Annotated in this window: 17 protein-coding genes; all 17 read right to left on the bottom strand. The window is 41.3% G+C overall.

The annotated features are described in order from the left end of the window. Positions 1–3: 3 nt before the first annotated feature. On the bottom strand, positions 4–3,102 hold the full coding sequence (locus AC1DRQ_RS15475) for a SusC/RagA family TonB-linked outer membrane protein (protein ID WP_477425575.1): 3,099 nt from the start codon (positions 3,100–3,102) through the stop codon (positions 4–6). Between the two features lie 124 nt (positions 3,103–3,226). Continuing rightward, the gene (locus AC1DRQ_RS15470; RefSeq protein WP_477425574.1) at positions 3,227–3,727 is read right to left on the bottom strand and encodes an acyl-CoA carboxylase biotin carboxyl carrier protein subunit; all 501 of its coding nucleotides are present in this window, start codon (positions 3,725–3,727) and stop codon (positions 3,227–3,229) included. Between the two features lie 115 nt (positions 3,728–3,842). After that, complete coding sequence (locus AC1DRQ_RS15465; RefSeq protein ID WP_477425595.1) at positions 3,843–4,463, bottom strand: DUF4159 domain-containing protein; 621 nt, start codon at positions 4,461–4,463, stop codon at positions 3,843–3,845. A gap of 38 nt (positions 4,464–4,501) precedes the next feature. Next, positions 4,502–5,209, bottom strand: a complete 708-nt coding sequence (locus AC1DRQ_RS15460; protein WP_477425573.1) for a 16S rRNA (uracil(1498)-N(3))-methyltransferase — start codon at positions 5,207–5,209, stop codon at positions 4,502–4,504. An 83-nt stretch (positions 5,210–5,292) separates the two neighbouring features. Continuing rightward, the gene (locus AC1DRQ_RS15455) at positions 5,293–6,633 is read right to left on the bottom strand and encodes a hemolysin family protein (protein WP_429399936.1); all 1,341 of its coding nucleotides are present in this window, start codon (positions 6,631–6,633) and stop codon (positions 5,293–5,295) included. A 7-nt stretch (positions 6,634–6,640) separates the two neighbouring features. Continuing rightward, complete coding sequence (locus AC1DRQ_RS15450; RefSeq protein WP_429399935.1) at positions 6,641–7,186, bottom strand: inorganic diphosphatase; 546 nt, start codon at positions 7,184–7,186, stop codon at positions 6,641–6,643. A gap of 14 nt (positions 7,187–7,200) precedes the next feature. After that, entirely contained in the window at positions 7,201–7,860 is a 660-nt protein-coding gene (locus AC1DRQ_RS15445) for a DedA family protein (protein ID WP_477425572.1), read from the bottom strand. A 57-nt stretch (positions 7,861–7,917) separates the two neighbouring features. Beyond that, positions 7,918–9,297: an NADH-quinone oxidoreductase subunit N gene (locus AC1DRQ_RS15440; RefSeq protein WP_477425571.1), complete on the bottom strand. Its 1,380-nt coding sequence runs from the start codon at positions 9,295–9,297 to the stop codon at positions 7,918–7,920. Positions 9,298–9,330: 33 nt separating this feature from the next. Next, entirely contained in the window at positions 9,331–10,803 is a 1,473-nt protein-coding gene (locus AC1DRQ_RS15435) for a complex I subunit 4 family protein (RefSeq protein WP_477425570.1), read from the bottom strand. A 23-nt stretch (positions 10,804–10,826) separates the two neighbouring features. After that, entirely contained in the window at positions 10,827–12,737 is a 1,911-nt protein-coding gene (gene nuoL / locus AC1DRQ_RS15430; RefSeq protein ID WP_429399931.1) for an NADH-quinone oxidoreductase subunit L, read from the bottom strand. Between the two features lie 136 nt (positions 12,738–12,873). Then, positions 12,874–13,194: an NADH-quinone oxidoreductase subunit NuoK gene (nuoK, locus tag AC1DRQ_RS15425; RefSeq protein ID WP_429399930.1), complete on the bottom strand. Its 321-nt coding sequence runs from the start codon at positions 13,192–13,194 to the stop codon at positions 12,874–12,876. Then, positions 13,194–13,691: an NADH-quinone oxidoreductase subunit J family protein gene (locus AC1DRQ_RS15420; protein WP_429399929.1), complete on the bottom strand. Its 498-nt coding sequence runs from the start codon at positions 13,689–13,691 to the stop codon at positions 13,194–13,196. Before AC1DRQ_RS15420 ends, nuoK begins: the two co-directional genes overlap by 1 nt. Before the next feature lie 58 nt (positions 13,692–13,749). Then, positions 13,750–14,247: a NuoI/complex I 23 kDa subunit family protein gene (locus AC1DRQ_RS15415; RefSeq protein ID WP_429399928.1), complete on the bottom strand. Its 498-nt coding sequence runs from the start codon at positions 14,245–14,247 to the stop codon at positions 13,750–13,752. A 17-nt stretch (positions 14,248–14,264) separates the two neighbouring features. Continuing rightward, positions 14,265–15,299 (bottom strand): NADH-quinone oxidoreductase subunit NuoH, encoded by a 1,035-nt coding sequence (nuoH, locus tag AC1DRQ_RS15410; protein WP_477425569.1) that lies wholly within the window; start codon positions 15,297–15,299, stop codon positions 14,265–14,267. Then, complete coding sequence (locus AC1DRQ_RS15405; protein ID WP_429399926.1) at positions 15,299–16,288, bottom strand: NADH-quinone oxidoreductase subunit G; 990 nt, start codon at positions 16,286–16,288, stop codon at positions 15,299–15,301. The genes nuoH and AC1DRQ_RS15405 overlap by 1 nt, the downstream gene beginning before the upstream one ends. Positions 16,289–16,424: 136 nt before the next feature. After that, positions 16,425–17,783, bottom strand: coding sequence for an NADH-quinone oxidoreductase subunit NuoF (nuoF, locus tag AC1DRQ_RS15400; RefSeq protein WP_429399925.1), 1,359 nt, complete (start codon positions 17,781–17,783; stop codon positions 16,425–16,427). 186 nt (positions 17,784–17,969) lie between these two features. Next, positions 17,970–18,342: NADH-quinone oxidoreductase subunit NuoE family protein (locus AC1DRQ_RS15395; protein ID WP_477425568.1), on the bottom strand; the 373-nt coding region annotated here is incomplete at its 5' end.

Raw genomic sequence — 18,342 nt, 5'->3', positions numbered from 1 at the left:
TGGTTACAATCCTATGTTTACACCAAAAGTAATTGTACGGGGTTGTGGCGCTGAGTAAAAATCAACACCAAGGTTGTAATTATGGTCTTGCGCTTCAAAGTCGGCGTTAACTTCAGGATCCCAACCTTTATATTTGGTGATCAGGAACAGGTTATAAGCGTTAACAAATATCTTTGCCCTATCAATCTTTATTTTTGATAAAACATCTTTTGGTATATTATAGCCTAAACTAACAGTTTTACAACGAACGTATGAACCACCTGAAAGATAACGACTTGATGGATTTGTTCCGTTAGCATAAAACAAACGAGGCTCAGGTACATTAGTAATATCACCAGGTTTTTTCCAATAACTTAGCTGATCAATCGTCTGGTTATCAAAGCCGTTGCTGGCATTAGCGCTCATGTACTGACCACCGCCATTATAAATTTTATTACCAAATGATCCCTGGAAGGTAATAGAAAAATCAAACCCTCCATAAGACAAATTATTGGTTAAACCACCCGTATAATTTGGTGTTGGGTTACCCAATGGTACTTGTTGTGCAGCATTATAGTCATTTGTTTTTGTACGGTTAACGTTTCCGCCTGCATCCTTAGTGTTTAAATAGTACAAGGCATCACCATTTGCCGGGTCAACGCCTGCATATTCACGTCCGTAAAACACACCTATCGGCTGCCCCTCCATAACCCGGTTTAAATCATTGTCGCCAATAATTAAACCGTTTACATAGGTTACTACGTTTTTATTGTAAGCTATATTAAATGATGTAGACCATTTAAATTTACCCACAAAATTATCTGATGATAAAGAAACTTCATAACCCTGGTTGTACAGCTTAGCTAAATTTTGTTGTTGTGAAGCTATCCCTAAAGTTTGCGGTACGTTTACTTCAAGCAAACCATCGCGGGTGTTTTTACGGTAATAATCAAAAGTTCCTGACAAACGATTGTTAAAGAAACCTATTTCAAAACCAGCATCAAACTGCAGTGTTTTTTCCCATCTTAAATTAGGGTTGGCTATTTGGTAAAAACGCTGCCCGGGAACACCGTTATATCCGGCATCGCCCGAGAATAAACCAAACGCTGCATACTCAGGAATTTCTGCATTACCTGTTAAACCATAACTCGCCTTAAGCTTTAAATTGCTAAGGGTATTTGAATTTTTCAAAAAATCTTCCTGGCTAATAACCCAGCCCACTGATCCCGCAGGAAAAAAACCATACCTGTTGTTTGCACCAAATCTTGATGAAGCATCTGTACGGCCGCTTACTGATAATAAGTATTTACTTTTAAAGGCATAATTGGCCCTTGCAAAATAGGAGACAAAGCTATATTCGGTTTGAGTTGATGTACCGCCTGATTTTACGGCCGCAGAAGCTATTTGTTTATACGCATCTGACGGGAACTGTTGCCCTTGTATATCATTGCCATTATTACGGCTGTACTCGTAACTTGTGCCCAGTGTTGCATCTAAGGTATGATCTGTGCCAAAGGTGTTTTTATAGGTGAAATAATTATTTACTGTATAGTGTATTATAGTGGTGTTTGTGTTTTCGCCCAAACCGTTAGGTTGGCCCGAATTTCTGAATGTTAACCGGCCTGAGTAGCTATCCTCATTGGAGTTCGTTTGATCAACACCAAACTCCGAGCGGAAACTTAAATGTTTTACTATTTCCCAATTGGCATATATATTACCTAACGTTCTGTAATTATTGGTATGAAAATAAGCATTATCAACATTCAATAATGGATTATAGTAAAGCGGATAGCTGCTGGCAGCACCTGGCAAACTACCACTTAACAAACCAGTGCGCGGATCAATAACAGGAGTTATAGGAGATAATGCCACAACCTGAAGTGGTGTACCAAATGAGTTGTCATTATCAAGCCGTTCATTTAAAGAGTGGGTAAAGTTCATGTTCATACCCACCTCAAAATTATCGAAAAGCCTGGAGGTGAGGTTTAAACGACCAGACATTCTTTTAAAATTATTACCCTTTAATATCCCGGTTTGATCAAGGTATTGGCCACCGATAAAATAAGTGGTTTTATCATTACCTCCTGATACGTTAAGGTCATACTGTGCTTGGGGCGCGCTTTGGAAAGCTTCTTTTTCCCAATCGGTATTGGTTGTGCCCCAGTCTTTAGTTTTACCTGCCGCATAGGTGGTAAATTTATCATCAACATATGATTTATAATCAGCCAGGGCAGCATTTAAAGAGGGATAAAGATCTGCGGCAAAATCTTGTTTAGCTGCTCCAATACCTGCCTGTTCTTCCATTGCCAGCCATTGGGTTGAATTTAAAAATTCGCGGTGACGGGATGGAGTACTGGTACCAAACTGGGCAGAGAAGTTGATTTTGGCGGTTCCCGCTTTACCCTTTTTGGTAGTAATTAGCATTACTCCGTTTGAAGCACGTGCACCATATATTGCCGACGCAGAAGCATCTTTCAAAAAGTCAACCGATTCTACATCGTTAAAGTTAATATCTGCAAGTGGGTTTGTTGCTGCCGATGTACTGGAAATATCCGAATTATTAAGTACAATACCATCAACTACTACCAATGGTTGCGTACCGGCAGTAATAGAGGCCGTACCACGTATACTGATTTTAATTCCCTGCCCAAGTTTACCGTTGTTGGCTTGTATATTAACACCTGCGGCTTTGCCTTGTATTGCCTGTTCAAGTGTGGTAACTGGCGTACCTTGTATCTCTTTTGAAGAAACAGACGCAATGGAACCTGTTATAGATTGTCTTTTTTGGGTACCATAACCAACTACTACAACTTCGGTAAGTTGTTTTGAATCCTGTTCAAGCGCCGTATTTATTACCTGACCATTGATGGGTGATTCGGCTTCTTTAAAGCCCAGGAATCTGAAAACAAGTACTTTGGCATTGGCCGGTACTGATAAGCTATAGGTACCATTAATGCTTGTTTGAGTTCCGGTTCCGGCAACTCCCTTCACGGTTACACTTACCCCAGGTAAGGGCGACCCGTCTTTTTGATCCGTTACTTTACCTGTTATAACACGGTTTTGTGCAAAAACAAATGAGATACAAGAAAATAACAACAAAATTGTTAGTAAATTTTTCTTCATGTAGTTAGTATTTAGTTAAAAGAAGTAAGCTATTAAAAAAAAAGAGTAAAAACAATAAAAAACCTAAATATCCGTTGGTTTCATTGCAAATATTATTATAAATTATACTAAAGAGGGTTATTTTTTAAAACCCGATCAGAATTTGACCCTTTTCTACTTTATCACCGGGTTTTATTTTTATCTTTTTTATGACAACATCAGCCGGCGACTTAATGATGTTTTCCATTTTCATGGCCTCCAGCACAAAAAGGTTATCACCTTTTTTTACTTCATCACCTTCGGCTGCAAAAACCTTAAGTACCATTCCTGGCATTGGCGCCTTTATTTCGCTCACCTTAGCACTGGTCAGGTTGCTTAAGCCAAGCTTATCCAGCAATACATCAAACTGGTCTTTTGCCGAAATGGAGTAAGTGGTATTGTTCACCTTAATTTCGGCCGTCTTTTCCGCACTGTTAAAACCAACTACTTCTACGTTGTATGATGACTGGTTGTTTCCAATAACATGATATATTGCGCCACCTATATGCTTTACATCAACCACGGTTTTCACGTTATTTACCAGCAGGTCCTGTGAAGTTCTGTCAATTTCAAGATCATGCCGGTCGTTTACTTTTAATTGGTACATATAAGTGATTAGTTTTGGAGTAATAGGCTTTGAGCGTTTTAAAGTTATTAATTTTTGTTGATAACCTCTAACTACCCAACGGTAACTTTTACTGCTTAATGCAAACTGAAAACCCTTATTGGGTAAATATATATTGAATCAGGTTAGCGCCCATTTTTAACGCTTTTAAGCGAGCTTCCTGTGTATCGCCGGCATAGGTCCCATAATCTTCCCAACCGTTGCCCAGATCACACTCGTAGGTATAAAAACACACCAGCCTTCCTTTATATATAAGCCCGAAACCCTGCGCCCGTTTACCATCATGCTCATGAATTTTAGGCAAGCCATTGGGGAAGCTATATTTTTGATGATAAATAGGATGATTAACCGGCAGCTCAACAAAATCAAGCTCGGGGAAAACCTTTTTCATTTGCGGTCGGATGAATTTATCAAAGCCATAGTTATCATCAATATGCAAAAAGCCACCACCGGTTAAGTATTTGCGCAGGTTGCGGACTTCCTGATCGGTAAATATCACGTTGCCATGCCCGGTCATAAAAGTAAAGGGATAATTAAATAATGAAGTACTGCCAGCTTCAACCACGTCATCCTCGGCCTCAAAATTTGTTTTTAAATTTTCGTTGCAAAATTTTACCAGATTGGGCAAAGCGGTACGATCGCCATACCAATCGCCGCCACCACTATATTTAATGCGGGCAATTTTATACGCAGGCGCGTTAAAACCGCTCATAACCATAATAATAACAAAAGCAGTTATGATAAATTTAGCAGTTTTCATACGCGGTTTAAAAAATTCACTTCAAAGCAAGCCTCAAGCGCGGCGGTTTCGGTACGCAGCCGGCTTTCACCTAAAGTTATGGGTTTAAATCCGTTTTGCAAAGCTGTTTCAATTTCGGCAGGTGTAAAATCGCCTTCGGGGCCTATCAGTATCAAATACCGCTCCTGCAAAGTCAACTCGTCACGAAGATTAAACTTATCACCTGGTTCACAATGCGCTATGAATTTTTGGCCATCAAATGGCTGGGCAAACAATTGGCTTAGTTTTACAGGCTCGTTTAAAACGGGGTGGTATGCTTTTAATGATTGCTTGATAGCCGCGGTAATGATCTTATTCAGCCGGTCAACTTTGGCCTCCTTACGCTCAGACCGCTGACTAATGATCAGTGATATTTCGTCGATACCAATCTCCGTGGCTTTTTCTAAGAACCACTCCAGGCGTTCAATATTTTTTGTTGGGGCTACCGCTAAGTGCAGGTAATGGTTACGCTTGTTAAAACCAGTTGTAACCGATGTGATATTTAGTATGGTGCGTTTGGGGTGCGCATCCTGTATTACAGCGGTATAAAAACCTCCGCGACCATCAATCAGTTGTACTTCGCTACCGGTTTCAAGCCTTAGTACACGGATAGCGTGCTTGCTTTCTTCTTCACTAAGAAAATATTGTGGGTGCGATGGTTCAATATCGGGGGTATAAAAAAGCATAAAGCTAAAAGCATAAAGCCGAAAGCACCAAGCGTTGAGTGACTTTAGCTTTATGCTTTCAGCCTTTAGCTTTTAGCTTCCGTTTAGTGTAAATCTACTGTATCTTCTTCATTTATCAGCAATTCGAGCTTAACCGATTCAATATTCTGATCTGATTTTCTTAACACGGTAATATTGTACCCGTTTGATTCCTTTTGCTCACCAACATCGGGTATTTTCCCAAATATATCGCCCAGCCAGCCAGATACGGTATCAAAATCCCCATCTTCGGGCAGGTCATGCGGTAAATGTTCGTTTACGTCATATATAGGCGCAAGGGCATTTACAATAAACTCGCGGTCGTTCACTTTTTCAACAATAGGTTTTTCTTCATCATACTCATCCTGTATCTCACCCACCAGTTCTTCCACAATATCTTCCAGCGTAACCATGCCGGCCGTACCGCCAAACTCATCAAGCACAATGGCAATCTGTATGCGTTTTTGCTGCAGCTCGGCCATCAGGTCATTGATCTTTTTGGTTTCGGGGATAAAGTATGGCTTACGGATAATATCTTTTAATACGATCTCTTCGTTACGGGCCAATAGTGGCAGTATATCTTTGGCGTGTACAATACCAATTATTTTATCAATAACATCATCATAAACCGGCATACGTGAGTAACCTTCGGTAATGATCATATCAAGCAGTTCCTGTTTGGATGAGCTGATGTCGATACCTGATATTTTAGTTCGCGGCACCATGATATTTTTAACCACCCGCTCGTTAAAATCAAATACATTTTGTATCAGCTCATGTTCGTTCGAATCTAAGGCGCCTGATTCTTTACCCTGTTCAAGCAGGTATTGTAATTCTTCGGAACTGTGATGGGCCTCTCCGCCTTCTAAAGTATTAATACCTAAAAGCTTCAAAATAAAATTAGCGAACCCATTTAACAACCATATCAAAGGTTTGAAAAACACAAAGAAAAACCTAAGCGGAAGAGAAACTGCCAGCACCGTACGTATTGATTTTTGAATGGCTATTGATTTAGGAGCAAGCTCACCAAACACAATATGCAATACGGTAATAAAAGTAAAGGCTAAAATGTGACTGGCGGTAATAAAACCACTTGAAAGATTTATCCCTACGGCCATAAAGCCCCTGATTACAACGTTAGTGGCCACTTCTTCGCCCACAACACCAAGTGCAAGAGACGCTATAGTAATACCCAATTGCGTTGCAGCCAGGTAACCATCAAGGTTATGTAATATACCGCGTGCAACCTTAGCAACCCCGCTCCCCGATTTGGCCTTTATTTCTATTTGTGATCCCCGTACCCTTACCATGGCAAACTCTGCGGCTACAAAAAAACCATTGAGCAAAACCAGAAATACGGTTGCAATTAAGTAAAAGGTACTTATTTCGTAATGCGCGGGGTCCATCTATTAATTATTGCGTGACAGGAAAAGTAGACTTATACAATTCCAAACTTTCTAATATCACTTTATGCGCATAGCGTAAGCCCAATAAATGTTCAATGGTTACGTTTTTGCCTTCCAGTTTTTTATAATCCTTAAAAAAACGGACTATTTCGGTCATGGCATGAGGCGGCAGTTCGTTCAGGTCATTGATATAGTTTACAGACATATCATTCTTAGCTACTGCAATGATCTTGTCATCCTGCTCACCGTTATCAACCATGTGCATCACACCTACCACTTTTGCCTCGATGATTGACATTGGGAACACATCAATAGAACAAAGAACAAGAATATCCAGCGGATCTTTATCATCACAATAAGTTTGCGGGATAAAGCCATAATTGGCCGGATACATTACTGATGAAAACAAAACGCGGTCTAATTTTAACAAACCGGAATCCTTATCAATTTCATACTTTGCTTTTGAACCTTTTGGTATCTCGATGATAGCATTAACAATTTCAGGAATATTTTCACCGGGAGAAACCTGGTGCCAGGGGTGTTGAGTACTCATTTAGTATATTATATTTATTTTATTTCTTTTTCCTTATCTTTTTCTTTTGCTTCCGAAAGCTTCTTCCTGATATAAGCTGCAATAAGCGGAATTGATGTAACCACTATAAGCCCTAAAACTATATATTGCAGGTAATTTTCTAATTGCGGAAACCTTTTCCCTAAGAAAAACCCGCTCAAAGTAAATGTACATACCCAGGTAATACTGCCTATAAAGTTATATAAAGTAAACCTTTTTATATCAACCTTAACAACTCCTGCAAATATAGGGGCAAATGTTCTAACTATTGGGAAAAATCTCCCTAAAATCAGCGCCATGCCACCATACTTATTATAAAATTCGCTGGCAAGTGTTACATATCGTTTCTTAAAAAACAGCGAATCATTTTTGTTAAACAGCACGGGCCCCGTTCGATAGCCAAACCAATATCCCGTAAAATTTCCTAATATTCCTGCCCCAATGAGCGATAACACTAATGTAGATATGGATACATCAACCTTACCTGCCGAGCATAGCAGGCCTGCCATAAAAAGCAAATAATCTCCTGGTAAAAAAAAGCCAAAAAATAATCCGGTTTCAGCAAATACAACAACAAGCAGGAGATAAAAGCCTCCCCTGCTTATAATGGATTGAGCGTCCGTTAAATTTTGAAGGTGTTCCCAAAAACTTTCCATTCACTATATCTGTAAAACTACAAATATTAAATCAATTTGCAGTTATCTGTTTACCGATTAAATGAACCGGGCAATAAAATCAGGGTAGATGCCGATGATAATAGTTACCAAAGCCGAGAAGCCAAATACAATTTTATAGTAAGCAGGCACAACCAGTTCTGCACGGTCGGCCGAGCGGAAATACATGGCTATGATAACCCTGAAATAATAAAAAATGCTGATAATGGCATTTACTACAGCTATAATAACCAGCCAAACATGGTATGTTGCCAGCGCACCCGAGAACATGAAGAACTTACCTATAAAGCCTGCAGTAAGTGGTATACCCGCTAATGAAAGCATAGATATGGTAAGCACAAACGCCAGGAAAGGATTATTTTTTGCCAGGCCGTTAAAGCTTTCAAAATTATCGCTGCCGCTTTGCTGCTGCACCAGGATCAAACTGCCAAAGGCAATAATGGAGGCAATAGAATAAGCTGTTGCATAAACAAATACTGAATTAGCCGAGCCTGAACCTAAAGCCACAATAGCGAAAAGCAGATAGCCGGCATGTGATATACTTGAAAATGCCAGCATACGCTTAAAGCTTTGCTGGTACAGCGCGGTAATGTTGCCTATAAATAAAGTAATGATGGTGATGACCAATAGTACTGGCACCCAAAAGTCAGACAGTGGAGCAAAACAGGCTGAGAACAGACGCAGGAAAGCTGCAAAACCAGCAGTTTTTACTACGGTTGACATGAACGCAGTAATAAGGGTTGGCGAACCTTCGTATACATCTGGTGTCCAGAAATGGAAGGGAGCAGCGCCTACTTTAAAGCAAAGACCAACAATGATGAGCGCTATGCCGGTGTAAAACATAGGGTCGATGTGGTGTGGATGGGACAGCACCCAGTCGCGTATCACTTCCAGGCTGAATGAACCGGTTGTTCCGTATATTAAGGTAATACCAAATAACAGGAAGCCGGTTGAGAACGCCCCCATCAGGAAATATTTTAAAGCAGCCTCGTTTGATGCAAAATCACTTTTCTTGATCCCCGCCAATACATATAAACTTACCGACATGATCTCGATACCGATAAACAGCATGGTAAGGTTATAAAATGATACCATAACAATGATACCAGCCAGCGAAAACAAGATAATGGCATAATACTCCGCCACGTTCCTGCTGATCTTTTCAAAATACCCGCCTGATAACATCACGATAAGGATAGTAGCAATGATGGTAATGCCTGAAAACGCGATAGAAAAATTATCGAACATCATCATACCATGATAAATTGGCAAGGCAACATTATTCCATTGAGCAATGGCTAAACCTAAAGCGGCCAATAAGCCAACAATAGTAACCGGCAATAATGATTTTGTAGCCTTATACAAGCCGAGGTACAAAAGCACTATAGGTAAAACAGATATGATGATTAAAGTATTCATTTTATATTTTAGAACTTATGCTTTAGAATTTATTTAATTCGCTCTTGCATTTAAAGTATGTATTAAATTATTAACAGCCGCCTCGGATATATGCATAATAGGTTGAGGATAAACACCTATGCCTATTATTAAAATGCAAATGATGGCCAATACTACTCTCTCCGACCCGGTAATGTCTGTAAATGTGGCGGTCAGTTCGTTGGTTTCGCCCTGCATTACATTTTTGTACATGCGCAGCATATATACCGCGCCAAAAATGATGGTTAATCCTGCTATTGCAGCTATTGTTATATTCACATAATGGTAAGCACTATATTCAAAAACACCATTCAGCAATAAAAACTCGCCTATAAAGCCATTTGTTAACGGTAAGCCTACTGTACCCAGCACAATAATTAAGAAAGCTATAGAAAATTGCGGAGCCACTTTGGCAATACCACCAAGCTGGCTGATGTCGCGCGTGTTTAATCTCCTGCTGATGATATCCCATATAAAGAACATACCCACAACGTTGATACCGTGGTTAAGCATTTGTATCATGGCGCCTTGTATACCTTGTGCATTCCAGGCAAAAATACCGGCGGCTATCAAGCCTACGTGCGCTATGGATGAGTATGCTACCAAACGTTTTCCATCCTTTTGGTTAAAGGCAATAAGTGATGCATATATAATGCCTATCACGGCCAATATCATTACCAGGCTTTGCCATTGTATAAAACCCAATGGTGCATTTGGTATTAACCAGCGGATAACCCCGTAAATACCCATTTTTAGCATAATGCCTGATAGCATCATGGTTCCTGCAGTTGGCGCTTCGGTATAAGTATCCGGCTGCCAGGTATGGAAAGGGAACAATGGCATTTTTATGGCGAAGGCCAGGAAAAACGCCCAGAACACCAGCGACTGGTGCGGCGCATTTAAACCTAATTTATAAAACGCGTGCAGGTCATAAGTTTTTTCTGGCGATTGCAGGTACAGGTAAATAATGCCCAAAAGCATAAATAACGAACCGGCAAACGTGTATATAAAAAACTTAATGGTGATGCGGATGCGGTTTTCGCCACCCCACAGGGCACATATAAAGTAAATAGGTATCAGGGCGGCTTCCCATCCTACGTAAAATAAAAATCCGTCTAAAGCGGTAAATACAACCAGTAAGCCAGCCTGCATAAATAATATCAAACCGTAAAAAGCGCCCGCGTTTTTATGCTGATGCTGAAAGGTTGATAAGATAATAAGCGGTACAAGCAGCGTGGTAAGCAATACCATGATCATGCTGATGCCATCAATACCGGCGCTAAAGTAAATGCCGAATTTGGAGATCCAGGGCACATCAATTGTAAATTGAGTGCTTGCATCGGGTGTAAAACGGCTTAAAAATATGCCGGCTATTACCAGTTCGGCAACAGCAAAAAACAATGCAGCATATTTGGCAACCTCATTTTTTAATAAGGCAACAATAATTGCGGCAACTATTGGTAAAAAAATTAATATACTAACGGTCATGTTATATTGTAAACGCTTATCGTTTATTTAGTTAATCCAAATATGCTATACGCTAATACAGCAATAATACCCAGCACCATTACAAATATGTAGAAACCCACATTACCGGTTTGCAGTAAGCGCAAGCCTTTGCTGGTTTCAATAGTACCTTTACCCAGTCCGTTCACCAAACCATCAATACCCAGGCGCTCCACCACGTTGTAAAAAAACGTGGACAGAAAATCCAAAGGTTTACGGATCAGCAGGTCATACAATTCATCGATATAAAATTTATGGTATGATATACTGGTTAATGCAGGGCGTTCCTCACCATCGGCCACCGGAACACTACCATTTTTAGCATATTTAATATAAGCATATATCAAAGCTACCAGGGCAACACCTACCGAAAAAGCCATCAGTATATACTCGGTACTTGCCAGTAAATGATGTTCGCCCATAATGGCATTTGATTTTTCGAACACTGGTGCCAGGAAATGCTCCAGTTCATGATGACCGCCTAAAACTTCAGGTACACCAACGAAGCCACCTACTATAGAAAGTATAGCCAACACAATAAGCGGAATGGTCATACTTGCCGGCGACTCATGTACGTGGTGCTCCTGCTCATGTGTACCGCGGAACTTACCGTAAAAAGTAAGGTACAACATCCTGAACATATAGAAGGATGTAAGCATGGCCGTAAATACGCCTATTACATAGAAGGTAGTGCTATGCGCGTAGGCATGAGCCAAAATTTCGTCTTTTGAAAAGAAACCCGAGAATGGGGGGATCCCTGATATGGCAATGGTACCTATCAGCATGGTTACAAAGGTTACTTTAATTTTTCCTTTTAAACCACCCATTTTGCGCATATCCTGTTCGCCGCCCATCGCGTGGATCACAGAACCTGCACCCAGGAATAATAAGGCTTTAAAGAAAGCATGGGTTAATACGTGGAAAAAAGCGCCGGTATAAGCACCTACGCCCAAACCTAAAAACATATATCCCAATTGCGATACAGTTGAATAAGCCAATACCTTTTTAATATCGGTTTGTGTTAAGGCTATCAGCGCAGCAAACAACGCGGTTGCCAAACCTACTATCGCAACAATCTCCATCGTATCAGGCGATAATGTATAGAATATATTAGAGCGGGCTATCATGTAGATACCGGCTGTAACCATCGTAGCAGCGTGTATCAGTGCCGATACCGGTGTTGGACCGGCCATGGCATCGGGCAGCCAGGTAAACAATGGTAACTGTGCCGATTTACCAACCGCGCCTATAAACAGCAATATAGTGATGGTAAAAAATGGGGCCGAACCCACTTTCATTGTGGCTGCTTTAGGGAATATGGTGGCAAACTCTATACTGCCAAAAGCATATATGATCAGGAACACACCTAATAAAAAGCCCAGGTCTCCAATACGGTTCATGATAAAGGCCTTCTTAGCAGCATCGGCATAACTTGGATTGGTATACCAGAAACCGATAAGCAGGTATGAGCATAAACCTACACCCTCCCAGCCAATAAACATGATCAGGTAGTTTGACCCCATTACCAGCAGCAACATGAAGAACACAAACAGGTTGAGGTAGGCAAAGAACTTACCAAAGCCTTTATCGTCATGCATGTAACCTACTGAGTACAAATGGATCAGGAAACCAACGCCCGTAATAATGAGCAGCATAATGGAACTGAGCTGATCAACCAGGAATGCGAATGGTATTTTTAGCGCGCCAACCGAGAACCAGTTGAAATAAGTAACGTTAACAGGTGCCCCTGTTGATTTGATCTGAAAGAAAACGGCCAGACTTAAACCAAAAGATACCAGCACCAGTAAACTGCCAATAAAGCCAATTACGTTTTTTGATAATGAATTGCGGCCAAGTCCGTTAATAATAAAACCGGCTAACGGTAATATGGGAATAAGCCAGATGTATTGATTCATATTTTATGTTATACGTTGTACGTGTTGCGTTATACGTTTTTATGTTTATCATTAAACCATTGCTTGCAGTTTGATCAGCCTCGCAATGACGCGTTTTATTTTGTTTAAACTCTCCCCCTTCAGGGGGCCGGGAGGCTTACCATTTCAGCCTGTTCAGCACATTGATATCAACCGAATTTGTATTCCGGTATATCATCACAATAATGGCCAGCCCTACTGCAACTTCGGCAGCAGCCAGCGCCATAATAAAGAAAACGAAAACTTGCCCGGTTGCATCGCCTCTGTAAACTGAGAATGCAGTAAGCAACAGGTTAACCGCGTTAAGCATCAGCTCAACCGACATAAAAATCACGATGGCATTACGACGGATCAATACGCCTATTACGCCTATCGAAAAAATGATGGTGCTTAATAATATGTAATGATTAAGCGGTACCGACTGGATTATATTATTCATTACGCAGCTTTAGGGTCTTTTGTAGCCAATAGAACCGCGCCCACCATTGCTGATAAAAGCAATACTGACGATACTTCAAATGGCAGTAAAAATTCATTAAACAATACTTTACCTAAGTTTTTCACGAGGCCCAGGTCAGGGTTTTTCAGCACAACCGGGTCAGATATACCCATTGATTTTAACGAGGCAACCAGGGCCACTATTAAAATACCACCACCTACTACACCGGCAAATTTCACCATAAATGGTTTTACAGGTTCACTTTCCTTGTTCAGGTTAATGAGCATCAGCGTGTACAGGAACAATACCAGTATGGCGCCCATGTATACTATAAAATTAACTATCGCCAAAAACTGGGCGTTCATTAAAATATAATGAATGGTGAATGTAAAAAAGGTAAGTATCAGATAAAGGATACTATGTACCGGGTTTTTGGCCGAGATAACCAGTATCGAAAAGAATATGGACAAAAACGCGATGAAGTAAAATGTACTCATGTTTATATTTACAAAATACCCTTTCCCATTAAAGTTTGGGCAAAGGTATAAAACTTCTTTATTGATTTAAGGGCGCCTCTACTAATTTGTCTTTACCGTAAATAAAATCCTTCCGCAAATAATCGGCAGGCACAATATCACCGTCAAGATAAATTGCTTCTTTAGGGCATGCTTCTTCGCACAAACCGCAAAAAATGCAGCGCAGCATGTTTATTTCGTAAACGGCGGCGTATTTTTCTTCGCGATATAAATTTTCTTCACCCGGCTGGCGTTCAGCTGCCGTCATGGTGATGGCTTCGGCCGGGCATGAGAGGGCGCACAGTCCGCAGGCAGTGCAGCGTTCACGGCCATCCTCATCACGTTTCAATGAATGCATACCACGAAAATTCTCTGAAAATTCGCGTTTTTCTTCAGGGTAACTGATAGTTACCGGTTTCCTGAAAAAGTGCTTCATGGTGGTAATAAGGCCGCCTGCAATAGCAGGCAGATAAGCGCGCTCTAAAAAATTGAGCGGCTTAATTTCCAATACTTTGCGTTTATTACTTAATGATTCCATTTTAGTTAAACTCCAATCTATTTTAAAAAAGTAATAACAAGTCCGGTCAGTACAATATTGGCAATAGCCAATGGTATTAATATTTTCCAACCCAGATCCATTAACTGATCGTAACGGAAACGGGGGATGGTCCATCTCACCCACATAAAAAAGAAGATGAAAGAAACTATTTTTATGAAGAATACCACCACACCAATAAGCGGCCCAATAGCCTGCCCGGTATGCGCCAATACCCAATCCATACCTGGATAGTTATATCCACCCCAGTACAAGGTAGCCATTACTGCCGATGATATGAACATGTTGATATACTCAGCAAAAAGGTAAAAACCCAGCTTCATTGATGAATACTCCGTATGGTAACCACCTACCAGCTCGGTTTCACACTCAGGTAAATCGAATGGTGTACGGTTGGTTTCGGCAAATGCGCATACTATAAATAATATAAACCCAAATGGCTGATAGATAACATTCCAATGCCAGCCATGCTGCTGTTCAGCAATTTCGCGCAGGCTTAAAGTGCCGGTAACCATTAATAAAGCTATGATGGATAAACCCATCGAAATTTCGTAGCTGATATTTTGTGATGCCGCGCGGATGGCGCCTAACAATGAATATTTATTGTTTGATGCCCAGCCACCTATCATTACACCATATACACCTAATGATACAACACCAAAAATGTACAGTACCCCAACGTTAATATCAGTTACTTGCAAGTCGATACTATGACCGCCAATAATCATTTTTTGTCCCCATGGAATAACTGCCGAACCTATACAGGCCGTAAGTATGGCCAATGACGGACCAACTATAAATAGAAATGGTGTCGCGTTAGTAGGAATGATCTCTTCTTTCATGAACATTTTACCACCATCGGCCAGGGGTTGTAAAATACCCCACGGACCGGCACGGTTAGGGCCAATCCTGTCCTGGAAAAATGCGGCAACCTTGCGCTCAGCATAAGTTGAGTACATGGCCATAACAAGGCTGATAACGAAAATGATCAATATCAGGCCAATTTTAATTAATATATCTGCAGTTGATCCCATTATAAGCGTGTGTCTCTTTCAAATTGTTCTTTATTCGCTTCCATCAGCACCGGGTTGGTTTTAACCACCGGCAGCGGTGTAAATTCGTAATGATTTGAGCTGATAACCGATTTATGCGATACCTTGCGCGGGCCTTCAATTACCCAGTCGGCTGTTTTCTTTTTGTCGAAACGGCAAGTATTGCAAATAAACTCTTCAACCTCACCATAAACATCCTTGCGTCCGGTTACCCTGATCACGTCTTCGCCTTTGTACCATAAAGTGGTTTTGCCACAGCACTTATCGCAATCGCGGTGTGCTTCAACCGGTTTGGTGAACCATACACGATTTTTAAAGCGGAAAGTTTTATCTGTTAAGGCGCCTACCGGGCAAACATCAATAATGTTACCTGAAAAATCATTATCAACAGCTTTGCTGATATAGGTTGATATTTCAGAATGATCGCCCCTGTTCAGGATACCATGTAAACGAGTATTGGTGATCTGATCGGCAGTGAATACGCAGCGGTAGCAAAGGATACAACGCGTCATATGCAGTTGTATCTTATCGCCAATATCAATTTTCTCGAACGTGCGGCGGTCAAACTCATAACGGGTTTTAGCGGCGCCATGTTCAAAGCCTAAGTCTTGCAGGTGGCATTCGCCAGCCTGATCACACACCGGGCAATCAAGCGGGTGATTAAGCAATAACATTTCAACCACGCCTTTACGGGCCTCAACAACTTCGGGTGAGGTAATATTTTGCACTTCCATGCCATCCATTACCGTAGTACGGCATGATGCAACCAGTTTAGGCATGGGGCGTGGGTCTTTTTCAGAGCCCTTGCTTACCTTAACCAAACAGGTACGGCATTTACCACCACTGCCTTCCAGCTTGGAGTAATAGCACATAGCAGGCGGAACAATATCGCCACCTATCTGCCTCGCGGCATTCAGGATGGTTGTCCCTGGTTCTACTTCAACGGGTATCCCGTCTATTGTTACTTTCATTAAGTCAAAATTAAAAATTCTGATTCTTTATTTTATTTCTTCAACTCGTCATTGCGAGGTACGAAGCAATCTCTATGCTACACAGAGCGGCTCTGTAAATCGGGGATTGCTTCGTACCTCGCAATGACGCGTGGTTTTAAGCTGTTTCTTTTACATCCAACGGATCTGCATAATGCGCCAATCCGTAATTTCTCGAAATTGCTTCACTGGCATTTGTTACGTGCCACTCAAATTCATCCCTAAAATGGCGAATGGCGCTGGCCACCGGCCATGCTGCCGCGTCACCCAGCGGACAAATTGTATTTCCTTCAATTTTTTTAGATACATCAACCAACAAGTCCATGTCGCTCATTTTGCCATGACCGTACTCTAAACGGTGTAACACTTTTTCCATCCATCCGGTACCTTCACGGCATGGCGAACATTGTCCGCAGCTTTCGTGGTGATAAAAACGGGCAAAATTCCAAGTATTACGCACAATACAGGCATCCTCATCATAAGCAATAAATCCACCCGAACCCATCATGGTACCGCTCACAAAACCACCATCGCTTAATGATTCATAGCTCATCAGGCGGGGTTCGTTGTTAATGGTTTTCAGAATCAGGTTAGCTGGCAAAATAGGCACTGACGAACCACCGGCAACAACTGCTTTTAAGCGTTTGCCATTGGCAATACCGCCGCAATATTCGTCAGAGTATATAAATTCTTCAACCGGTAAGCCCAGGTCAATTTCATAAACACCAGGTTTTTTAAGGTTACCACCAGCCGAGATCAGCTTGGTACCTGTGCTGCGGCCAATTCCAAGTTTGGCATATTCATCGCCACCCTCATTTACAATTGGCACTACTGCCGCAATTGACTCCACGTTGTTCACTACCGTTGGGCGGCCATACAACCCGGCAATAGCCGGAAATGGCGGTTTTATACGCGGGTTACCACGTTTACCTTCTAACGACTCTAACAAAGCGGTTTCTTCACCGCAAATGTATGCACCGCCACCTGGCTGTACATAAAGTTCAAGATCGTAACCGGAGCCTAATATATTTTTACCTAAAAAGCCTTTCGCTTTTGCTTCGGCAATAGCTTTTTCCAGGATCCTGATCTGCGGCATCATTTCACCGCGTACATATATGTATGAGGTATTGGCGCCCAATGCAAAGCTCGATACGATCATCCCCTCAATTAACAGGTGAGGGATATAGGTCATCAGGTAACGGTCTTTAAAAGTACCGGGTTCTGATTCATCGGCGTTGCAAACCAGGTAACGGGGTACTCCTTCTGGCTTAGCCAAAAAGCTCCACTTCATTCCGGTTGGGAAACCGGCGCCACCACGGCCACGTAAGCCCGACTTCTTCACCTCCTCAACCACTTCCTCGGGCGACATGGTTTTTATAGCTTTTTCAACAGCCGCGTAACCACCCTTTGAGCGGTAAACATCAAATGTATTGATGCCTGGTACGTTTATATGTTCTAATAATAATTTACGTCCCATAGCTTAATAGATCTTTTTAGTAAGCTTGTAATAATTTGCATGCCTTATAAAGCAGCCCGTAAAGGCCGAAATAATTAACAGCATTAATGGCATAATTGCTTTATTAAAACCATCGCTCGCATAGGTTAACAATATTATGCCAATAACAAGGAGCAAATCAGTGATAATTAATTTTTTCCTGTTCATTTAATTACTTCCTTTCGCTTTTAAATCACCGATCAACTTATCTACCGAATCGTTAGTTAAATTTTCGTAAAAAGTATATTCAGGGCCAATTTGTAAAACCGGACCATAGCCGCATGCAGCAAGGCATTCTACACCGCGCCAGCTAAACAGGCCATCGGCAGTAACTTCACCTTCTTTTACACCCAGCTTTTGTTCAATGTGATCCATGATCTTTTCGGCACCTACCAGGCAGCAACCGCTGGTACGGCAAACCTCCAGTACATATTTACCCTGCGGGCGTAAAAAGTACATGGTATAAAATGAAGCCACTTCATAAACCTCGATCGGCAGTATATCCAAATATGCCGCTACCTTATCCATTGCAGGTACGCTT

This window comes from Mucilaginibacter sp. P4_E8, assembly GCF_056401495.1.
This window is presented reverse-complemented; position numbering and strand designations above follow the sequence as displayed.